Below are 16,831 nucleotides of genomic sequence, written 5' to 3'. Positions count from 1 at the left end.
GGTCGCCTCCGGCGGGTCGGCGCGGCGCGTGAACGGGCCGTGCCGGTTTCGAACGATCTTTCGACGCGTGCGAAACGCGTCTTTTCCGCTTATCCATCGGACGTCGAGAAGGTGGCACGACCCGTAAGCGAACGCGCGCTGCCGCCGGGTCCTTACGCCACGAACTCCATGATCAGGGTGGGGCTCCCCTCGCGGCTTTCAACTCAAGCGACCATCATGCCAAGGTTCCATAGCCGTGGCGTCCGCCGGACTGCACCGCCGGAATGCCGGTCCCTTCGTTCGTCCCGCAATCACCGGAACGCACGAAGGAGCCGGCTCGGGCCACCGAGCAGGTCTGTCCAGAGGGCTCTAGATAGCGACTCATCGCGAATCCGCAAGGCATGATTCGTTTTTGGGAACAAGCAAGGACCGAAAAAAGCGCTGGATATCTACCCTCCCGCGGCCGCGTGTTCGATCGAAGGCAGGGCGGCGCCGTAAGCCGCCCTGATTGCCCGCATCTCGTCGGCGAATTCGCGTTCCCGGCGCAGAATCTCGTCTTCGCGGTGTTCGACCTCGCGCTTGTAGACTTGGATCTGCTCCCACAATTCCGCCGTCAGCTCCTCCCGTTCGGCCTGGGAAACCGCCCGTTCGAGCTCGGCGGCGATCGAGCGCAGCTCGAGCCGGCTCAGGAAATGGACGAGACAGCGCTCGATGAAATCCTCGCTCGGATGGAAGGCGAGAATCGGGAAGCGCGCTCGAAGCCGATGGCCGCGGCGCAGGCCGTCGTCCTCCATGCCCAGGATTTCGGCGAGCAGCGAAAAGAAGTGGCCGTCGAGGCGCGCGGCGATCGCGGCCCCGTCGCCGTCCCATAAGCCCTCTTCGGCGGCGAGGTCCTGGAGGGCGTCGCGGAAACGGCGGTGGACGTCGATCAGGAACGGCGCGCGGCCGACCGATTCGGCGTGATGAACGAGAAGGCCCGGATATTCGACGAGGAGGCCGAGCACCAGCCGTTCCAGCTCCATCGGTTCGGCCGGCAGCGCGGTCGAAAGCGAGATCGACGGCGCCTCGGGCGGGCCCGATTGGCGGCCACGTCCGCCGCCGGACCGATTCGTCCGCGGCCGGACCAGCATCGAGAAGGTTTCGGAGAGCTTCATCCGCGCGGCGAAGCGGTAGCCGCGCTGCACCCGGTCGTCGCGGATCGTCCCGATCAGGTCGTCGAGCCGCTTTTCGAGGGCCGCGCGGCGTTCGGGCGTATCGATCCTGGCGGCCGTCGTCTCGCGCTCGAACATGACGTCGAACAAGGGCACCGCGCCGCGCACCTCGGAGAGGAAGCGCGCCGGACCGCCGCTGGCGATGAGCTCGTCCGGGTCCTTGCCGTCCGGCAGGAAGGCGAAGTTGAAGGAATGGCCGCTCGTCAGCGCCGGCAGGATGCGGTCGATCGCCCGGTGCGCCGCGGCGATGCCGGCGCGGTCGCCGTCGAAGCAGATCACCGGCTCCGGGGCGAGGCGCCACAGGCTCTCGATCTGGTCCTCGGTGAAGGCGGTGCCGAGGGTCGCGACCACGCTGTGGATCCCGGCCTGATAGACCGCGATGGCGTCGAGATAACCTTCCACCACCACGATCGAGCCGGCGGCGCGGGCGGGCTCGCGGGCGCGGTGGGCGTTGAAGAGCAGGGTGCGCTTCGAGAACAGCGGGCCTTCCGGCGAGTTCAGATATTTCGGCTCCTGATCCGGCGTCAGCGCACGGCCGCCGAAGGCGACCACCCGGCCGCGCAGATCGTGGATCGGGATCATCAGCCGGTTGCGGAAGCGGTCGTAGGCGGGACGTCCGTCGTCCGGGCGGATCACGAGGCCCGCCTCGATCATCATCGCCTCGTCGATGCCGGATGCCGCGAGGTGCCGCTTCAGGGCGTCGCGTTCCGCCGGGGCGAAGCCGATGCGGAAGGTCTTCTGGGTCTCGGGCGAGAGGGCGCGGCGCGAGGCGTAGGCGCGCGCCTCTTCTCCGGCACCGCCGCGATAGATGGTCTCGAAGAACTTGGCGGCGAGTTCCACGACGTCGCCGAGCGTCCGCCGCTGCGCCTCGCGGCGCTCGCTCGCGGCATCCCGCGCCGGCATCGGGACGCCCGCCATGCCGGCGAGGCGCTCGACCGCCTCGGGGAAGGTCGCCCCCTCGGTCTCGGTGACGAAGCGGATGTGGTCGCCCGACACCCCGCAGCCGAAGCAATGGTAGAAGCCGCGCCGATCGTCGACGTGGAAGGAGGGCGAGCGCTCCTGATGGAAGGGGCAGCAGGCCCAGAAATCGCCCTTCGCCGGCTGGGACTTGCGCTTGTCCCACGTCACGCGGCGGCCGACCACCTCGGAAAGGGGCAACCTTTGGCGGATCTCGTCGAGGAAGCTGTCGGGAAAGCGCATCGACGAATTATAGCACAGCCGCCGCGCCCCCGAAGAACCCTTTGCCGCCTCTCCACCGGTCGGGGCGCGCCTTCGCCCCGAAAGCCTCACGCCGTGAGTGTGACGCGGAACGCGTCTCGGTCGCGGGCGTCGCGAAGCTGGGTCGAGAGGATCGCCGGATCGGCGGCGAACAGCTCCTCCCGGGAGACGACGAAGAGCGCCGTTTCGGTCACGTCGGCGCGGGCGATCTCCCGGCCGTCCGCCGCGATGATGCAGCTCAGCCCGCAATAGGTGAGGTCGTCTTCGGTGCCGACGAGGTTCGCATAGGCGACCGCGACGCCGTTCTCGAGCGCGCGGGCGCGCACAAGGACGGTCGGCACGTCGTTGAGCGGCAGCATGTTCGCGGTCGGGACCAGGATGAGCTTGGCACCGGCCTGCGCCAGCGCCCGGGCGAGCTCCGGGAACTCGATGTCGTAGCAGATCGCGAAGCCGATCCGGGTGCCGAGGAAATCGATCGCGACGAGTTCGTCGCCGGGGGCGAAGACGGCCTGCTCGTCGGCGCCGAAGAGCTGGAACTTACGGTAAAAAGCGCGCGGCGTGCCGTCCCGGTCGAGGAGTACGATGGTGTTGAAGGGCCGATCGGGCCCGATCTCGGCGAAGCCGAACACGATGGCGATACCGATCTCGCGGGCGATCTCGGCAACCGCCTTGACCGAGGCGCCGTCGCGGGCTTCGGCGAGCGCGCGGATCGCCTGCTTGTGGTTGTAGCCGGTGAGGAAGAGTTCCGGGAAGACGACGAGCTCGGCGCCGCGGGCCTTCGCCTCGGCCGCGCGGGCGCGCATGGTGGCGATGTTGGCGGCCTTGTCGCCGAACGCGGCGGCGCCCTGATAGATCGCGAGCATATCCGGGTCTCTCCTCAGCGCACCGCGAGGCCGGCGGTCAGCCCGCCGTCGACGATGTAGTCCGAGCCCGTCATGAAGCCGGCTTTGTCGGAGGCGAGGAAGGCGATCAGTTCGGCGACCTCCTCGGGTTCGCCGATGCGGCCGAGCGGATGGGCCGCGCCGAAGCGGGCGAACACCGCCTCGATGTCGGCGTTCGGCCCGTCGAAGGTGCGGGCGGCGAGTTCGAGAATCGGCGTGCGCACGGAGCCCGGGCTGACCGAGACGACGCGGATGCGGTCGGCGGCGAAATCGAGCGCCATCGCCCGCGTCAGCGCATGGATTGCGCCCTTCGAGGCGACGTAGGCCGCGACGCCGGCCTGGCAGGCGTGGCCCTGGACGCTCGACAGGTTGACGATGACGCCGCGTCCCCGCGTCCGCATCACCGGCACGCCGAAATGCGCCGTCAGGTGGATCGAGCCCACATTGACGGCGAGGCACTGGGCGAAGGTCGCCGGCGAGGTCTCGACCGCGTCGCCGTAGGGGTGCACGGCCGCCGCGTTGACGATCGCATCGAGCCCGCCCCAGCGCGCCACGGTCTCCTGAACCGCCGCCTCGACGTCGGCGGCGACCGAGACGTCGGTCCGCCGCACCACGATGTCGAGGCCGTCCGCCTTCGCCGTCTCCGCGAGAAGCGCGTTGCCGCGCTCGTCGATCCCGAGCGCCGCCACCTTGGCGCCGCCGGCGGCGAGCCGGAGCGCCGCAGCCCGCCCGATCCCCGTTGTGCCCGTGACGAGGGCGATGCGGCCTTCGAAGTCGGCGGAGGAGGCGGTGATGGTCATGAAAGGCTCCCGAACAGATGTCCGCTCGCTCATAGCGCTTTTGCCCCCGGCCCGTCCCGATTATTGAAGAGCGCGGGGCCCGGAACCAACCGCGGCCGACATCATGCGATATCCCGACGGGAGGACTTCATGCTGCAATCGTGGCGCTGGTTCGGGCCGGAAGATCCGGTGCCGCTCGATCACGTCCGCCAGGCGGGCGCGAGCGGGATCGTCACCGCCCTCCACCACATCTATGACGGCCGGGTCTGGACGCCGGACGACATCGCCACGCGCAAGGCCATGATCGAGGCCGCCGGGCTCACGTGGTCCGTGTGCGAATCGATCCCCGTCCACACCTCGATCAAGCTGCGCCGCGGTCCCTGGCGGACCTATGTCGATGCCTGGAAGGACACGCTCGCCAATCTCGGCCGCGCCGGCATTCCGGTCGTATGCTACAATTTCATGCCGGTCGTCGACTGGACCCGGACCAACCTGATGTATCGCATGCCGACGACCGGCTATGCGCTGCGCTTCGATCTGCCGGACTTCGTCGCCTACGACGTGTTCGTGCTGAAGCGGCCGGGCGCCGAGGCGTCCTATCCGGCGCCCCTCGTCGAGACCGCGCGGGCGCGGCTCGCGGCGATGAGCGAGGAGGAGGTCGCGACCCTCGAGCGCAACATCATCGCCGGCCTGCCGGGCGGCGAGGATTCCTACGACCGCAAAGCGATCTACGACCGCATCCTCTCCTTCGACGGCGTCGGTGAGGCGGAGATGCGCGACAACCTGTTCGCGTTTCTGCGCGAGGTCGTGCCGGTCGCCGAAGAGGTCGGGGTCAAGCTCGCGATCCATCCCGACGATCCCCCGTTCTCGCTGTTCGGCCTGCCGCGCATCGTCTCGACGGCGGCCGACGCCAGGGCGATCCTCGAAGCGGTCGACAGCCCGGCGAACGGCCTCACCTTGTGCGCCGGTTCCTACGGTTCGCGCGCCGACAACGACCTGCCGGCGATGGCGGCGGAGTTCGGCCCGCGCATCCACTTCGTCCACCTGCGCAACGTGTCCCGCGAGGCCGACGGCTCGTTCAACGAATCCGAACATCTCGGCGGCGACGTCGACATGGTCGATCTCATCACGGCGCTGACCCGCGAACAGCGCCGCCGCGCCGCCGAGGGCCGCACCGACACCGCGATCCCGATGCGGCCCGATCACGGCCATCTCCTCGCCGACGACATCGGCAAGAAGGTCAATCCGGGCTATTCGTGCATCGGTCGGCTCAAGGGCCTCGCCGAACTGCGCGGCGTGATGCTCGCGGTCGACCGCCTGCTGGCGGCCTGACGACGCCGCTCAACGTTCGGTGCGCCGCCCGTCCTCGTGCGGGCGGCGCACCGGCCGGCCGTTGAGGGGGCGGACGGCGCGTGCTACCCCTGCTGCTCCCTCGACCGGAGATCGCGCCATGGCCGCCGACCACGACCTCGTCCCGATCGCATCCCCCGAATTGTCCGCCACGATTTCCCCCCTCGGCGCCGAGCTCCAGAGCCTCAAGGACGCCGAAGGCCGCGATCTGCTGTGGAACGGTGATCCCACGTTCTGGGGCAGCCGGGCGCCGATCCTGTTTCCGATCGTCGGCAGCGTGCAGAGCGACGAATACCGGGTGGACGGCACAATCTATAAGCTGCCGCGCCACGGCTTCGCCCGGCGCCGGACCTTCGAGATCGTCGCCCGCGAGGCCCATTCGGCGACCTTCCGTCTCGAATCCGACGACGAGACCTGGGCGGTCTACCCGTTCGATTTCCGCCTCGACATCGAGTTCGCCATCACCGGCGCGCGCCTCGACATCGCCGCGCGGCTGACCAATCCGTCCGAGCGGCCCTTGTCGGCGAGCTTCGGCTATCACCCGGCCTTCCGCTGGCCGCTGCCCTACGGCGCGCCGCGGGCGGCGCATGCGATCCGCTTCGAGCACGAGGAGCCGGAGCCGATCCGCCAGCTCAACGCGGCCGGCCAGATCGAGGCGGCGCCGCGCGACAACCCACTCGAAGGCCGCACGCTCGCGCTGCGCGACAGCCTGTTCGAGGCGGATGCGCTTGTCTTCGAAGGCCTGAAGAGCCGCCGCGTGGTCTACGGCGCGCCGGGGGCGCCGGTGCTCGAGGTCGATTTTCCGCGGATGCCCGATCTTGGCATCTGGACGAAGCCCGGTGCGCCGTTCGTCTGCATCGAGCCGTGGCAGGGCCATTCCGATCTGGTCGATTATCGCGGCGAGTTCCGCGACAAGCCCGGTGTCGTGACGCTGGTGCCGGGCGAGACCCGTGTCTTCGCGATCGCCGTGACGTTGCGCGCCGCCGAGCCGGCCGACTTCGCCTGACCAGAGAGCGGGCGGGCGGTGGAGGCCGCCCACCCGCTCAATAAATCCCGTCCATCCAGCCGAACAGCGAGGTCGAGGCCGGCTTGTCGCCCGCCCCGGGCTTGATCTGGACGGTCGCGGTGAGGCCCGCGATGAGGTGCACGTTCGCCGGCACCGGATCGAGGGCGACGCGGACGGGAATGCGCTGGGCGAGGCGGACCCAGGAGAAGGTCGGGTTCACGTTCGCGAGCAGGTTCGAGCCCGACGCGCTTTCGCGATCCTCGATGCCGGCGGCGATGCTCTCGACATGGCCCCTGAGGACGGTGTTCTGCCCCATCAGGCGGATCAGCACCGGATCGCCGACCGCGATGCGGGCGAGCTTGGTCTCCTCGAAATAGCCCGCGACATAGAACGAATCCGTGTCGACGAGCGCGGCGACGCCCTTGCCCGCGGTGACGTAGTCGCCGGTGCGCAGATCGAAATTGGTGACGACGCCGTTGACCGGCGCCTTGATCTGCGTGCGGGCGAGATTGAGCGCGGCGAGGTCCCGGCTCGACTTCGCCTGATCGTAGGCGGCCTGGGCCTGGGAGGCCGCCGTGATCGCCTTCTCGCGGGCCTCCTCCGAGACCGACAGGTTGGTGAGCTGACGGTAGCGCTCGGCGTCCCGGTCCGCTTGATCGAGGGCGGCCTTGCGGTCGGCGAGGGTCGCGTCCGCCTGGTCGAGCGCGAGCTGGTAGCGGGCCCGGTCGATGTCGAACAGCATGTCGCCGGCGCGCACCTTGGCGTTGTCGCGGATCAGGACGGTGCCGACGAGGCCGGAGACGTCGGGGGTGATCTCGACCACGTCGGCGAGCACGCGTCCGTCGCGGGTCCACGGCGCCTCGATATAATCCCGCCACAGGCCGATCCCGACCAGGATTGCGGCGGCGACGACGATCAGCGTCACCGCCATGCGGGCGAGCGTGATGACGAAAGCTCTCATGAGGGCATCCAATAGATTGCGAGCGCCCGCACACCGCCGAGCAGGATCACGAACAGGGCGAAATCGAACAAGGCGCGGTGCCAGACGAGGCGATAGAAGCCGATCGCCCTAAGCAGGCGGCGGAGGATCAGGTTGAGGACCATGGCCGCGAGGGCCCAGATCAACAGAGCGGGGAAATAGATCCCGGCGAGGCCGAGTTCGCGGATCATGCCGGGACCTCCACGGGGCGCGGGGCGGACAGGGGCGCGGTCGGGACGGCGGCGCGGTACGGTTCGGCCGAGGGGTGAAGGCCGCGGCGCAGTGCGACGAGGGCGAAGACCGCGTTCCGCCGCGCGAGACCTTCGGGCAGCCTCAGGAGGTCCCGAAGCGCGGTGTCGATGTCGGCGACGGGGGGCGCGGGAGCCTCCCCCGTCGGATCGCCGGCCCTGCGGCTGAAATAATCCTGGAGCTCCGCGACGAGCCGCTCGACGTCGTCCCGGGCGGGTGCGGGCAGGGTGCCGACCGCGGCCCGCAACTCGATCGTCGAAACGCCGACGGCGACGCCGACCATCGCCCGCTCGCTGCCGCGGGCGAGCGACGGCGCGAGGGCGAGGCGGGGCATGAGGAGGCCGAGCCGGTCGATCATCCGGCGGGCGAAGACGCGGGGACGGGCATTGGGGCGTCCCGCGGCATCGGCGACGTCGCGCCAGGCGGCGGCGAGGAGACGCCTCCCGGCCTGTTCGGCGCCGATCGTCCGCATCAGCGACAGCACGATCACGGCGATCACGAACCCGCCGATCGCGGCGATGTTGGCGTTGAAGAAGGTCGCGACATCGGCCGAATAGCGGTCCTGGATGCCGAGCAGCACGGCGGTGTTGACGGTGATCGCGAGCGCGATCGGAGCGGTGGACGGGCGGATCATGTAGGCGCCGGCGAGGACGAAGACAGGCGCGAGCACGGCGACGAGCGCCGGAAAACCGTCGACGGAGGGGAAGATCAGGAACTGGTAGACGAACACGATCGCCATCGCCGCAAGCGCACCGTAGATGAAGCGCGTCAGCGCCGGGACGGGGTTGTCCTGGGTCGCCATCAGGCTCATGCCGACCGCCACCATCTGCGCCGCCGTCGCCCCGTCGGCCCAGCTCGTGCTGATCCACATCAGGCAGCAGACCAGGACGCCCGCCATCGCCGCGACGGCGGACAGGGCGGCGATGCCGAGGTCGAGGTGCAGGGGCGATTCCGTCATCGGCTCGCCGGTGCGGTGCAGCCCCTCCGGCAGCCGCCGGTCGCCGGCGACGATCGCCGTCCAAAGGCGGCAGCAATCAGTGCGCAGATCGATGAAATCGCGCAGGCGCGCGAAAAGGCTCGCGCGGAGCAGCGTCGTCCAATCGGCGGCCGCGTCCAATGCGGGCAGGGTGGCGCTCGAAGCCGCCCGAAGGCGGGTGCCCTCGTCGGGATCGGAGGTGGGGCCGACGGCCATCCAGCGCCGCACCGCGTCGAGCAGAGCCTGCTCCTGCGGGGGAACCGCGCCGGTCGCCTCCTTCAAGGCGACGACGCGGTCGCGGATAATGCCGAGCAGCGGCAGCATGATGACCATGCGGCTCTGCAACGCCTGCATCTGCCGTGTCATGCCCTGGAGGTCCGAGGGGTCGTAATCGAGATGGGTCGCCAGCGCATGGAGTTCGCTCGCGTCGCCGGCGAGCCGCGCCCGCCCGCGAATGCGCTGCTCGTCAGTCCACGATCCCTCGATCGCGCCCACGGAGAGCTTGTCGATCTCGGCGAGCCATGCCTGGACGCGCGCCGAGATCACCGGTCCGACATGACGGGGAAAGAGGAGACGGCTCGCGAGCGCGGCGCACAGGATGCCGAGGATGATCTCCTCGCTGCGGGCGAGGGCGGTGTCGAAGATCGCCGCGGGATCGGCGACCGAGGGAAAGCCGATGATCGCGGCGGTATAGCCCGCGAGCATGAAGGCATAGGCGCGGGGCGTGCGGTCGAGCAGCGAGACGAATAGGCAGAAGCCGATCCACAAGGCCATCGCCAGCGACAGCACTTCCGGGGCGTTGGCGAGATTGGGCACCAGGACGATCGCCGCGGCGGCGCCGAGGAGCGTGCCGAGAACGCGATAGACGGCCTTCGACGAGACGGCGCCGGAGAGCGGATGCGCCACGATGTACGCCGTGCCCATCGCCCAGGCGGGACGCGGCAGATCGAGCCGGAGCGCGATGTAAAGCGCCAGCATCGCTCCCGCGAACGCTTTGACCGAAAACAGGAAATCGTCGCCGCTCGGCAACGCGGCCCGCAATCTGCCAAGCACGGTCGTCAGTCCCTATCGGTCTCGGCGGCGAGGATCTCGGCTTCGATCACTTGGAGCACGCGTACGGTGGTCGCGAGATCGGCTTCGGAAACCGCCCCGAGCAGGCGCACACGCACCTTGTTGAGGACGGCCTCGACCTCTTCGACCTTCTTGTGACCTGCGGGTGTAATATGCAGGAGCTTCGCGCGTCGGTCACCCGCACATTCGCGCCGTTCGACGATACCCTCGGCTTCGAGCTGATCGATGAGCCGGACGAGGGAGGGGCCTTCGATGCCGAGCTCGTCCGCAAGCGCACCCTGGCGCACATGCTCGCCCATCCGCGCCAGAACGACGAGCGGCAGCGCGGTCGCCTGCGAGACGCCGGAGCTCGCCAGCGTGCGGTCGGCTTCGCGCCGCCACAGCCGTGCCATGCGAATGAGAAGGCCGCCGAAACCGACGCGAAGGGGGACAGGGACGATTGCATGCCATATAGATAGCATGCTTATAGATAGCGTCAAAACTATTTTGACGATCGGCCGTCTGGCGCCGATCACAAGTGTGAGACGCGAGCCGCGCCAAAACCTCCGGATCGCATCGTAACGCAAGCGGCGGTGACGTCGCGCACGAAGTCGGACGTGCGAGGGAAAATGCGATGGGGTCGAACGCGGCCCCTGAGTGCGCATCTGGCCAATCAACGAGCGAGGCCGCCCAACAGGCCTAGGGTTGGGCGGCCTCTAGTCTACCGAGGTTGATTGGGAGCAGACTCGGTAGATATCTCGGGTTGTGATCTCAACTCAAGCGGCGGCGAAGTCGCGCACGAAGTCCGACACGACATGGCGCAGATCCGCGGCCTGGGTGGACAGGCCGCCGGACAGCGTCATGAGCTGCGTGGAGGCCGCGCCCGTCATCTCGGCCGACCGGCCGACGCTCGAGATGTTCTGCGTCACGTTGGTGGCGCCCATCGCCGCCTGCTGGCAGTTGCGGGCGATCTCGTGGGTCGTGGAGCCCTGCTCCTCGACCGCGCTCGCGATCGTCGCGGCGATTTCCTTGATGTTGGCGATCACGCGCACGATCTCCGACATCGACTTCACGGTACCGTCGGTCGCCTGCTGGATCTCGCTCACCTTGGCGGAGATTTCGTCCGTCGCCTTGGCGGTCTGTCCGGCGAGCTGCTTCACTTCGGCGGCGACGACGGCGAACCCCTTGCCGGCCTCGCCCGCACGGGCCGATTCGATGGTCGCGTTCAGGGCGAGCAGGTTGGTCTGATCGGCGATGCCCTTGATGAGGTTGATGACGTCGCCGATGGCCGCCGCCGCGGTCGCGAGCTCGGTGATGCGCTGGTTCGACGCCTCGGCTTCGCTGAAGGCGGTCTCCGTAACGGTGGTCGAATGGGTGACCTGGACGTTGATCTCCTTGACGGAGGCGGCCATTTCTTCCGACGAGGCGGCGACCGTCTCGACATTCGAGGCGGCTTCCTCGGCCGCGGACGACACCGCTTGTGCCTGCCGCGACGTTTCCTCGGCCGTGGCCGACAGGTTGCGCGCGGCCCCGGCGACTTCCGAGGAGGATTCGGCAAAGCCCGTCGCGAGTTGCTGCATGCGCTCCACGAAGGCGCCCGCGAGCTGTTCGCGTTTCGCGAGCTGGCGCCGTTCGATCTCCTCCCGGGCCGCCTGCTCCTGGCGCACCTTCGCGGCAGCAGCGAGACCGTCGCGGAACACGACGAGCGCCTTGTTCACGAGACCGATCTCGTCCTTGCGCTCGGTGTCAGCGACCTGGACGCCGTAATCCTCGTTGCGCAGCTTGTCCATGACGTCGACCGCGCCGCGCAGCGGCACCGCGATCATCCTGTTGAGGACGTAGGCGGCGGCGATGGCGAGGACGATGATGGTGAGCACCGAGACCACGACGGAGGCGATGATGGTCCACTGAGCGGATGCCATGGCGTCGGAGCGCGCACCGAGCAGCGAGGCTTCCATGCCCTTCATGTCGGCGATGGCTTTGCGGATCTTATCGAAGTACTGCTTGCCGGCGCCGGTCCGCTCGAGGTCGCCCGCCTTGGTCTCGGAGCCCGGCGTCCGCCGCAGGGCGATGGCCACCCCCGAGACGTTCTTCTGCCAAGCTTCCGCGTCTTCACGGATCGCATCGAGACGCTTCTGCTGGGCGGGGTTGTCGCTGGTCAGATCCTTGAGCTTGGTCCAATGCTCGTCGAACGCCGCGGTCCCGGCCTTCAGCGGATCGAGGTTTGCTTCGTTGCCTGTGATGATGAAGCCGCGAAGGCCCGTCTCCTGATCGACCATCGAGCTGAGAAGCAGGTCCGCTTCTCCGAGCACTTGGTAGGTGTGGATCGTCCAGTCGACGTTCTTCCTCACTGTATCGTTGGACAGAAGGATCGCGCCGCCCGCGATCAGATTGGCGAGGAGGATTATGCCGAAGGCGAGCGCAATCTTGGCTCGAATGGACATATTCGTGATCATGCTCGGCGGATCCTTTGGATCGGTTGGCTCAATACAAATGGAGGCGCAGGGCGCGGAATGGGATTCCGCGCCGTGTCGTGGGTTGGCTTCGTCATCGGGTTGTGGACGTGGCTACGCCTTCGAGAGCGCGTTACGCCGGTAGGACAGGCTTCTGCCTGTATTATTCTTGGACCTGTTGCGTTTCTTCCCGCGACTACTTGTGACTGCGAGCGCCCATTCAGCGGAGCGATCCGTGAATGGACTTAAAGACCGGCTTTTAGAATATGAGGGTTTCCGGAAGCTGCCAAAGTATCCCGAGCGTATCGATCCCGTCGCCGGGCGAGCGTGCGCCCCGAAGCGAGCCCGAGGCGCAACGCGGCGGCGGGATTCGATGAACGCCCGGCCTCACGAACTGGCTGAACGTGGCCGGTAGCCTATGCCTTGAGGGAGCGGGCCGCCGAGGCGTAACCGCCTGCGGCGCCATCGATGAAATGGACGTGGTCCGGGCGCAGCGGCGAGGGCACGAAGCAAGTCATCAGCGCTGCCGCCTGACGATGCAGGCCATAGCGCGCCAAACCGGAATCGGCAGCTTCCCGCAATCGCGCCTCCAGCGCGTCGGCGAAACGCGCGGTGCAATCGAGCGTCATCTTGAGCCCGTCGTCATATTTGCGGAAATCGGAATTGTCGTGGATCTGCCGGAGATAGACGCCGGCGTCGAACGGGCCGATCCGCTTCAGGTGCCTGATCGCGAAATAGGACAGGAGCGAGCGTACGCCGACCGCGGCGCGGCGCAGCCAGAGTGGCCAACCGCGCGACCGCAGGGCCCGCGCCTCGGCCTCGAGGCCGGCGGGCGGCCAGCCCACGGCCGGCGCCTCGCTCATGGGCTGTTCCGCCTCGTCGCTCGCGGCGATCATGTTCAGGATGTCGTCGACGCGCTCGGAGAACGCCTTCGGATCGGCGCGCTCGGCCGGGACGAAAATGAACGAGACGATCACCTCGTGCGCCGCCGGAATCTCGTCGAAGCGGCAGGAGAGGTTCGACAGGTCCGGCGCCGTCCCCGGCGCGGCCGGCGGCACGGCGAAGCGGCCGCGCTTCATCTCGCGCTCGAGGAAGGCGAGGCCGCCGCCGGAGAACATCGCATAGCTGACGTCGGCGGAGGCGGCGAAGCGAGCGATGCGGACGTCGGCGCCGTCGGCCCGGATTTCCTCGATGGTGGTGAGTGCCGCGCGCAGATCGAGGCCGAGTTCGTCCCGCGCCCAAGCCGAGGTTGCGGCCAGCGCCCTGCGTGCCGTGTCGGCATGATGGCCCGGCAAGGCGAAGCTCGCCCCGTCGCCGCCGAAAACATATGGGAATTCGCAATGGTCGAGCGCGTTGGAGAGTGCCGCGATGACCGCTGCGCCCGCCGTGTTCACAATCTTGTAATGGCCGCGGTCGATGGCCCCGGTGGAGGAGACCACGTCGGTGGCGCCCACCACCCAGCCCGCCGGCAGCGGCTTGTAGAGCGCGGTCTCCGTGATGCGGCCGAAGCCGTCGAATTCGACCAAACCCGCATAGAAAGGGTCGCAATAAGTGCGGATCGACGGCGTCGCGGTCTGCACGGGCACCCCTCCTCGGTCGCTTCCTGTTCGCCACACGTTTATTCTACGCCGTCGCGCGTGTGACGGCTCGTTCTTGCGCGCGAACCCTAGCAGATTAGATAAGGCTCGCCGAAGCGGCCGTCGGGCCGGAAGGGAAGGCCGGGAATGAACACGATCGACGAGCAGGCGAGGACCATCTCCGATTGGCTCATTCGGGAAGGGCGCTTTCTCGTCCCGACCGCGATGATCGAGTCGCTCGGATGGCGGCTCAGGGCCGCCGGGCTCGTCGTCGATCGGATGTCGTTCTCGCTTCGGGTGCTGTCGGCGAACGTCCTGGCGCTCGCACCGATGTGGCGGCCGAACATGCCGCTCGAGCTCAGAACCTTCGATTATGTCGATCGCGACGCGGGCTATTATGACCGCAGCCCGTTCCGCGCCGTTCGCGAGAGCGGCGAACCGCTCGCCCTCGACCTCGACGTCACCCCGGACGAGATGTTCGGCATCATCCCGGAGCTCAAGGCCGACGGGTACCGCGCCTACGCCGTGGCGCCGATTTCGTTCTCCGACGGCAATTTCAACGCGCTCACCCTCGCGAGCCGTGACCGAGACGGTCTCAAGGACGCGATCCCGATGCTGAACGCGATCGGCCCGGCGCTCGCGAGCGTGCTCGAGATCTTCACGAGCAAGCGGGTCCTGCGCGAATTGTTGTCGACCTATGTCGGCCGTGGGCCGGCGAACCAGATCATCTCCGGCACCACCCACCGCGGTGAGGTCACGCGCATCCGCGCCGCGATCCTGTTCGCCGATCTGCGCGGCTTCACCGCGATGACGAGCGCACTGCCGCCTGAGGCGACCGCCGACATCCTCAACCGCTATTACGATCTCGTCGTGCCGGAGATCGCGGCGCGGGGGGCGAACTTCTGAAGTTTATCGGCGACGGCATCCTCGCGGTGTTCGAGGAGGACGGCGGCACCGCGGGCGACGCGTGCCAGCGCGCGCTCGACGCCGCCCAGACCGCGCTCGCCTCGGTGCACAGCGGCGCGCTCGACGACGATTCGATCCGTTTCGGCATCGCGCTTCATTATGGCGACGCGGCCTACGGCAATGTGGGCTCGGGAGATCGGCTCGATTTCACGGTGGTCGGCCGCGACGTCAACGTCGCAGCCCGCATCTCGGCGCTCTGCAGCGCCCTCGGCCGGCCGCTGCTGGCGTCGGCCGAGTTCGTGGCGCAGGTCGTTCCGGCGTTCCACAGTTGCGGTGCCCATCCGGCCCATGGTCTCGACGGGCTCCTCGAAGTGTTCGAGCCCATCGAGACGGTGGCGGTCGCCGTCGCGGTCTGACGGTCAGTCGTTGTCGTTGTCGATGTCGAACGTGACGATCACGTCGACATGCAACGTCGTCTGGCCGGGCTCCGTGGGGACTGGTGCCGGCATGGCATCCATCTTCATCATCGCGGGGCCCGGGCTGTCGGTGCTGCAGCCTTCGCAAATGTGATCGACCTTGCCGAGCCGGACATTCGCCGCCTGAGCATAGAGTTCCGCCTTGCGGCGGGCGTCGGCGATCGCGTCGCGGCGGGCTTCGTCGAGCTTCTTGTCGGCGTCGGAGACGATATAGTTGACGCCCTGGATCTCGTTGGCGCCGGCGCTGACCATCACGTCGAGCAGACCGCCGAGTTTCGGCAGGTCCCGCACCTTGACCCGGACCTGATTGTCCACCCCGTAGCCGAGGAGCGCCGGCGTCTTGCCGTCGTTGGTCCGCTCGGCATAGCGCGGATAGATGCGGAAGGCGCTCGTCTGGATGTCGGCGGCGTCGATGCCCGCCGCCTTCAGCGCCGAGATGACGTCGGCGATCGCCTTCGTGTTGGCGTCGAGGGCGGCGCGGGCCGTCAGAGCCTCGGTGGTCACGCCGCCGGTGACGACGGCGATATCCGGCGTGACGGAGATATCCGCTTGCCCGACCACCCTGATGTCGTCGTCGGCCATCGCGGACGTGGCGGCGAGGGGAGCGAGGACCGCGAGCGCCGCCGCCAGGGCGAGGCTGCGCGGGACAGACGTGACCAGACGGCCGATGGATCGTGTCCTGTATCGTGTCATGGGCGTATCCCCGGTTGCCGGCCTCGGCGAGGCCTCCGCTCTCCGCTCCCACAGCAATGAGTCGCCTTTGCGACGGTTCCCGGCGGCACGGCCGGCGCCAAGTGCGGGCCTCGACAGGTGTTCGACAGGTTCGACGGGCGACAAGGCGGGGCCGGCCGATCGCGCCGGCCTCGAACCCGGAGCCCCCGATGAAAGTCCCGATGCTCGCCGCCGTTGCCGCCCTGTGCCTGGCGATCCCCGCGATCGCACACGCCGAGGAGGAGAAGACCGACTGCACCACCAAGCCGCAGAGCGAGTGGCTCTCGACCGACGCGGTCAAGGCTCAGCTCCTCAAGGGCGACTATGCCTCGATCCGTTCCATCACCACCCTCGGTTCCTGCTACGAGATCTACGCCAAGACCAAGTCCGGCAAGCGCGCCGAGATCTATGTCGATCCGGCGACCGGCGCTGTCGTCTCGACCGGCGAGGGGGATTGATCCATGGCCGCGACCCGCACCGGCGGCTCGGCCGCCTTCGTCGAGACACCTGCGCGGGTCAAGGTCTGGGACCCGGTGGTGCGTCTGTTCCATTGGACGGTGGTTGTGGGGTGCACCCTCAACCTCTTTGTCCTCGAACCCGGCCACCGGGCTCACCGCTATGTCGGCTACACCATTCTCACGGTGCTCGCCGTTCGCCTCGTCTGGGGTCTGATCGGCACCCATTATGCGCGCTTCGCGAGCTTCTTCCCGACGCCGAAGCGGCTCCTGCCTTATGTCCAGGCGCTCGCCAAGGGCCGCGAACCGCGGATGCTCGGCCACAATCCGCTCGCCGCGCTCATGATGTTCGCGCTGATGGCCCTGCTCGCCGCCACCGCGATCACCGGCTGGATGACGACGCTCGATGCGTTCTGGGGCCTCAAATGGCTTGAGGAACTGCATGGCCTGCTCGCCAACCTCATCCTGGTGCTCGCCGGGCTTCACGCGCTCGCCGCGATCGTGGAAAGCTGGCGGCACCGCGAGAATCTCGTCTGGTCGATGGTGACCGGATGGAAGCGCGCGGTCGAATGAGG

The 16,831-nt window shown here is 68.3% G+C and carries 16 protein-coding genes; 6 read left to right on the top strand and 10 right to left on the bottom strand.

Going from position 1 to position 16,831, the window contains the following annotated elements:
- Positions 1-428: 428 nt before the first annotated feature.
- The 3 genes from dnaG to F0357_RS04075 form a co-directional block, all read right to left on the bottom strand.
- Positions 429-2,390 carry a DNA primase gene (gene dnaG / locus F0357_RS04085; RefSeq protein ID WP_153479062.1) on the bottom strand — a complete coding sequence of 654 codons (1,962 nt, stop codon included), beginning with the start codon at positions 2,388-2,390 and terminating at the stop codon, positions 429-431.
- A gap of 86 nt (positions 2,391-2,476) precedes the next feature.
- Entirely contained in the window at positions 2,477-3,271 is a 795-nt protein-coding gene (locus F0357_RS04080) for a carbon-nitrogen hydrolase family protein (protein WP_153479051.1), read from the bottom strand.
- A 14-nt stretch (positions 3,272-3,285) separates the two neighbouring features.
- Positions 3,286-4,089, bottom strand: coding sequence for an SDR family NAD(P)-dependent oxidoreductase (locus F0357_RS04075; protein ID WP_153479049.1), 804 nt, complete (start codon positions 4,087-4,089; stop codon positions 3,286-3,288).
- 129 nt (positions 4,090-4,218) lie between these two features.
- Between F0357_RS04075 and uxuA the strand changes: the two genes are divergently transcribed.
- Both uxuA and F0357_RS04065 read left to right on the top strand, forming a co-directional pair.
- Positions 4,219-5,400, top strand: a complete 1,182-nt coding sequence (uxuA, locus tag F0357_RS04070; protein ID WP_153479046.1) for a mannonate dehydratase — start codon at positions 4,219-4,221, stop codon at positions 5,398-5,400.
- Between the two features lie 118 nt (positions 5,401-5,518).
- A complete protein-coding gene (locus F0357_RS04065) occupies positions 5,519-6,424 on the top strand; it encodes an aldose 1-epimerase family protein (protein ID WP_153479044.1) in 906 nt (301 codons plus the stop codon).
- A gap of 37 nt (positions 6,425-6,461) precedes the next feature.
- Here the strand turns inward: F0357_RS04065 and F0357_RS04060 are convergent, their stop codons facing one another.
- From F0357_RS04060 to F0357_RS04035, 6 genes are all read right to left on the bottom strand, one after another.
- Complete coding sequence (locus F0357_RS04060; protein ID WP_153479042.1) at positions 6,462-7,385, bottom strand: efflux RND transporter periplasmic adaptor subunit; 924 nt, start codon at positions 7,383-7,385, stop codon at positions 6,462-6,464.
- Complete coding sequence (locus tag F0357_RS04055; RefSeq protein WP_153479040.1) at positions 7,382-7,594, bottom strand: DUF1656 domain-containing protein; 213 nt, start codon at positions 7,592-7,594, stop codon at positions 7,382-7,384. Before F0357_RS04055 ends, F0357_RS04060 begins: the two co-directional genes overlap by 4 nt.
- Positions 7,591-9,681 (bottom strand): FUSC family protein, encoded by a 2,091-nt coding sequence (locus tag F0357_RS04050; RefSeq protein WP_153479037.1) that lies wholly within the window; start codon positions 9,679-9,681, stop codon positions 7,591-7,593. The genes F0357_RS04055 and F0357_RS04050 overlap by 4 nt, the downstream gene beginning before the upstream one ends.
- A 5-nt stretch (positions 9,682-9,686) precedes the next feature.
- Complete coding sequence (locus F0357_RS04045; RefSeq protein ID WP_246161347.1) at positions 9,687-10,091, bottom strand: MarR family winged helix-turn-helix transcriptional regulator; 405 nt, start codon at positions 10,089-10,091, stop codon at positions 9,687-9,689.
- A gap of 363 nt (positions 10,092-10,454) precedes the next feature.
- Positions 10,455-12,134: a methyl-accepting chemotaxis protein gene (locus F0357_RS04040; RefSeq protein WP_153479035.1), complete on the bottom strand. Its 1,680-nt coding sequence runs from the start codon at positions 12,132-12,134 to the stop codon at positions 10,455-10,457.
- A gap of 413 nt (positions 12,135-12,547) precedes the next feature.
- The gene (locus F0357_RS04035; RefSeq protein WP_312861441.1) at positions 12,548-13,711 is read right to left on the bottom strand and encodes a DUF3095 domain-containing protein; all 1,164 of its coding nucleotides are present in this window, start codon (positions 13,709-13,711) and stop codon (positions 12,548-12,550) included.
- Positions 13,712-13,855: 144 nt separating this feature from the next.
- Here F0357_RS04035 and F0357_RS04030 point away from each other — a divergent pair, with 144 nt between their 5' ends.
- Together F0357_RS04030 and F0357_RS04025 are read left to right on the top strand one after the other, a co-directional pair.
- Positions 13,856-14,614, top strand: coding sequence for an adenylate/guanylate cyclase domain-containing protein (locus F0357_RS04030; RefSeq protein ID WP_153479033.1), 759 nt, complete (start codon positions 13,856-13,858; stop codon positions 14,612-14,614).
- Positions 14,615-14,640: 26 nt separating this feature from the next.
- A complete protein-coding gene (locus F0357_RS04025; protein WP_208948209.1) occupies positions 14,641-15,030 on the top strand; it encodes an adenylate/guanylate cyclase domain-containing protein in 390 nt (129 codons plus the stop codon).
- 3 nt (positions 15,031-15,033) lie between these two features.
- Here F0357_RS04025 and F0357_RS04020 read toward each other — a convergent pair whose 3' ends face one another.
- The gene (locus F0357_RS04020) at positions 15,034-15,783 is read right to left on the bottom strand and encodes an SIMPL domain-containing protein (RefSeq protein WP_153479028.1); all 750 of its coding nucleotides are present in this window, start codon (positions 15,781-15,783) and stop codon (positions 15,034-15,036) included.
- 188 nt (positions 15,784-15,971) lie between these two features.
- Here F0357_RS04020 and F0357_RS04015 point away from each other — a divergent pair, with 188 nt between their 5' ends.
- Positions 15,972-16,259: a PepSY domain-containing protein gene (locus tag F0357_RS04015; protein ID WP_208948208.1), complete on the top strand. Its 288-nt coding sequence runs from the start codon at positions 15,972-15,974 to the stop codon at positions 16,257-16,259.
- Positions 16,260-16,262: 3 nt separating this feature from the next.
- Positions 16,263-16,829 carry a cytochrome b/b6 domain-containing protein gene (locus F0357_RS04010; protein WP_153479023.1) on the top strand — a complete coding sequence of 189 codons (567 nt, stop codon included), beginning with the start codon at positions 16,263-16,265 and terminating at the stop codon, positions 16,827-16,829.
- The last annotated feature ends 2 nt before the right edge of the window (positions 16,830-16,831 follow it).

Source organism: Segnochrobactrum spirostomi (assembly GCF_009600605.1).
Lineage (GTDB): Bacteria > Pseudomonadota > Alphaproteobacteria > Rhizobiales > Segnochrobactraceae > Segnochrobactrum > Segnochrobactrum spirostomi.
This window is presented reverse-complemented; position numbering and strand designations above follow the sequence as displayed.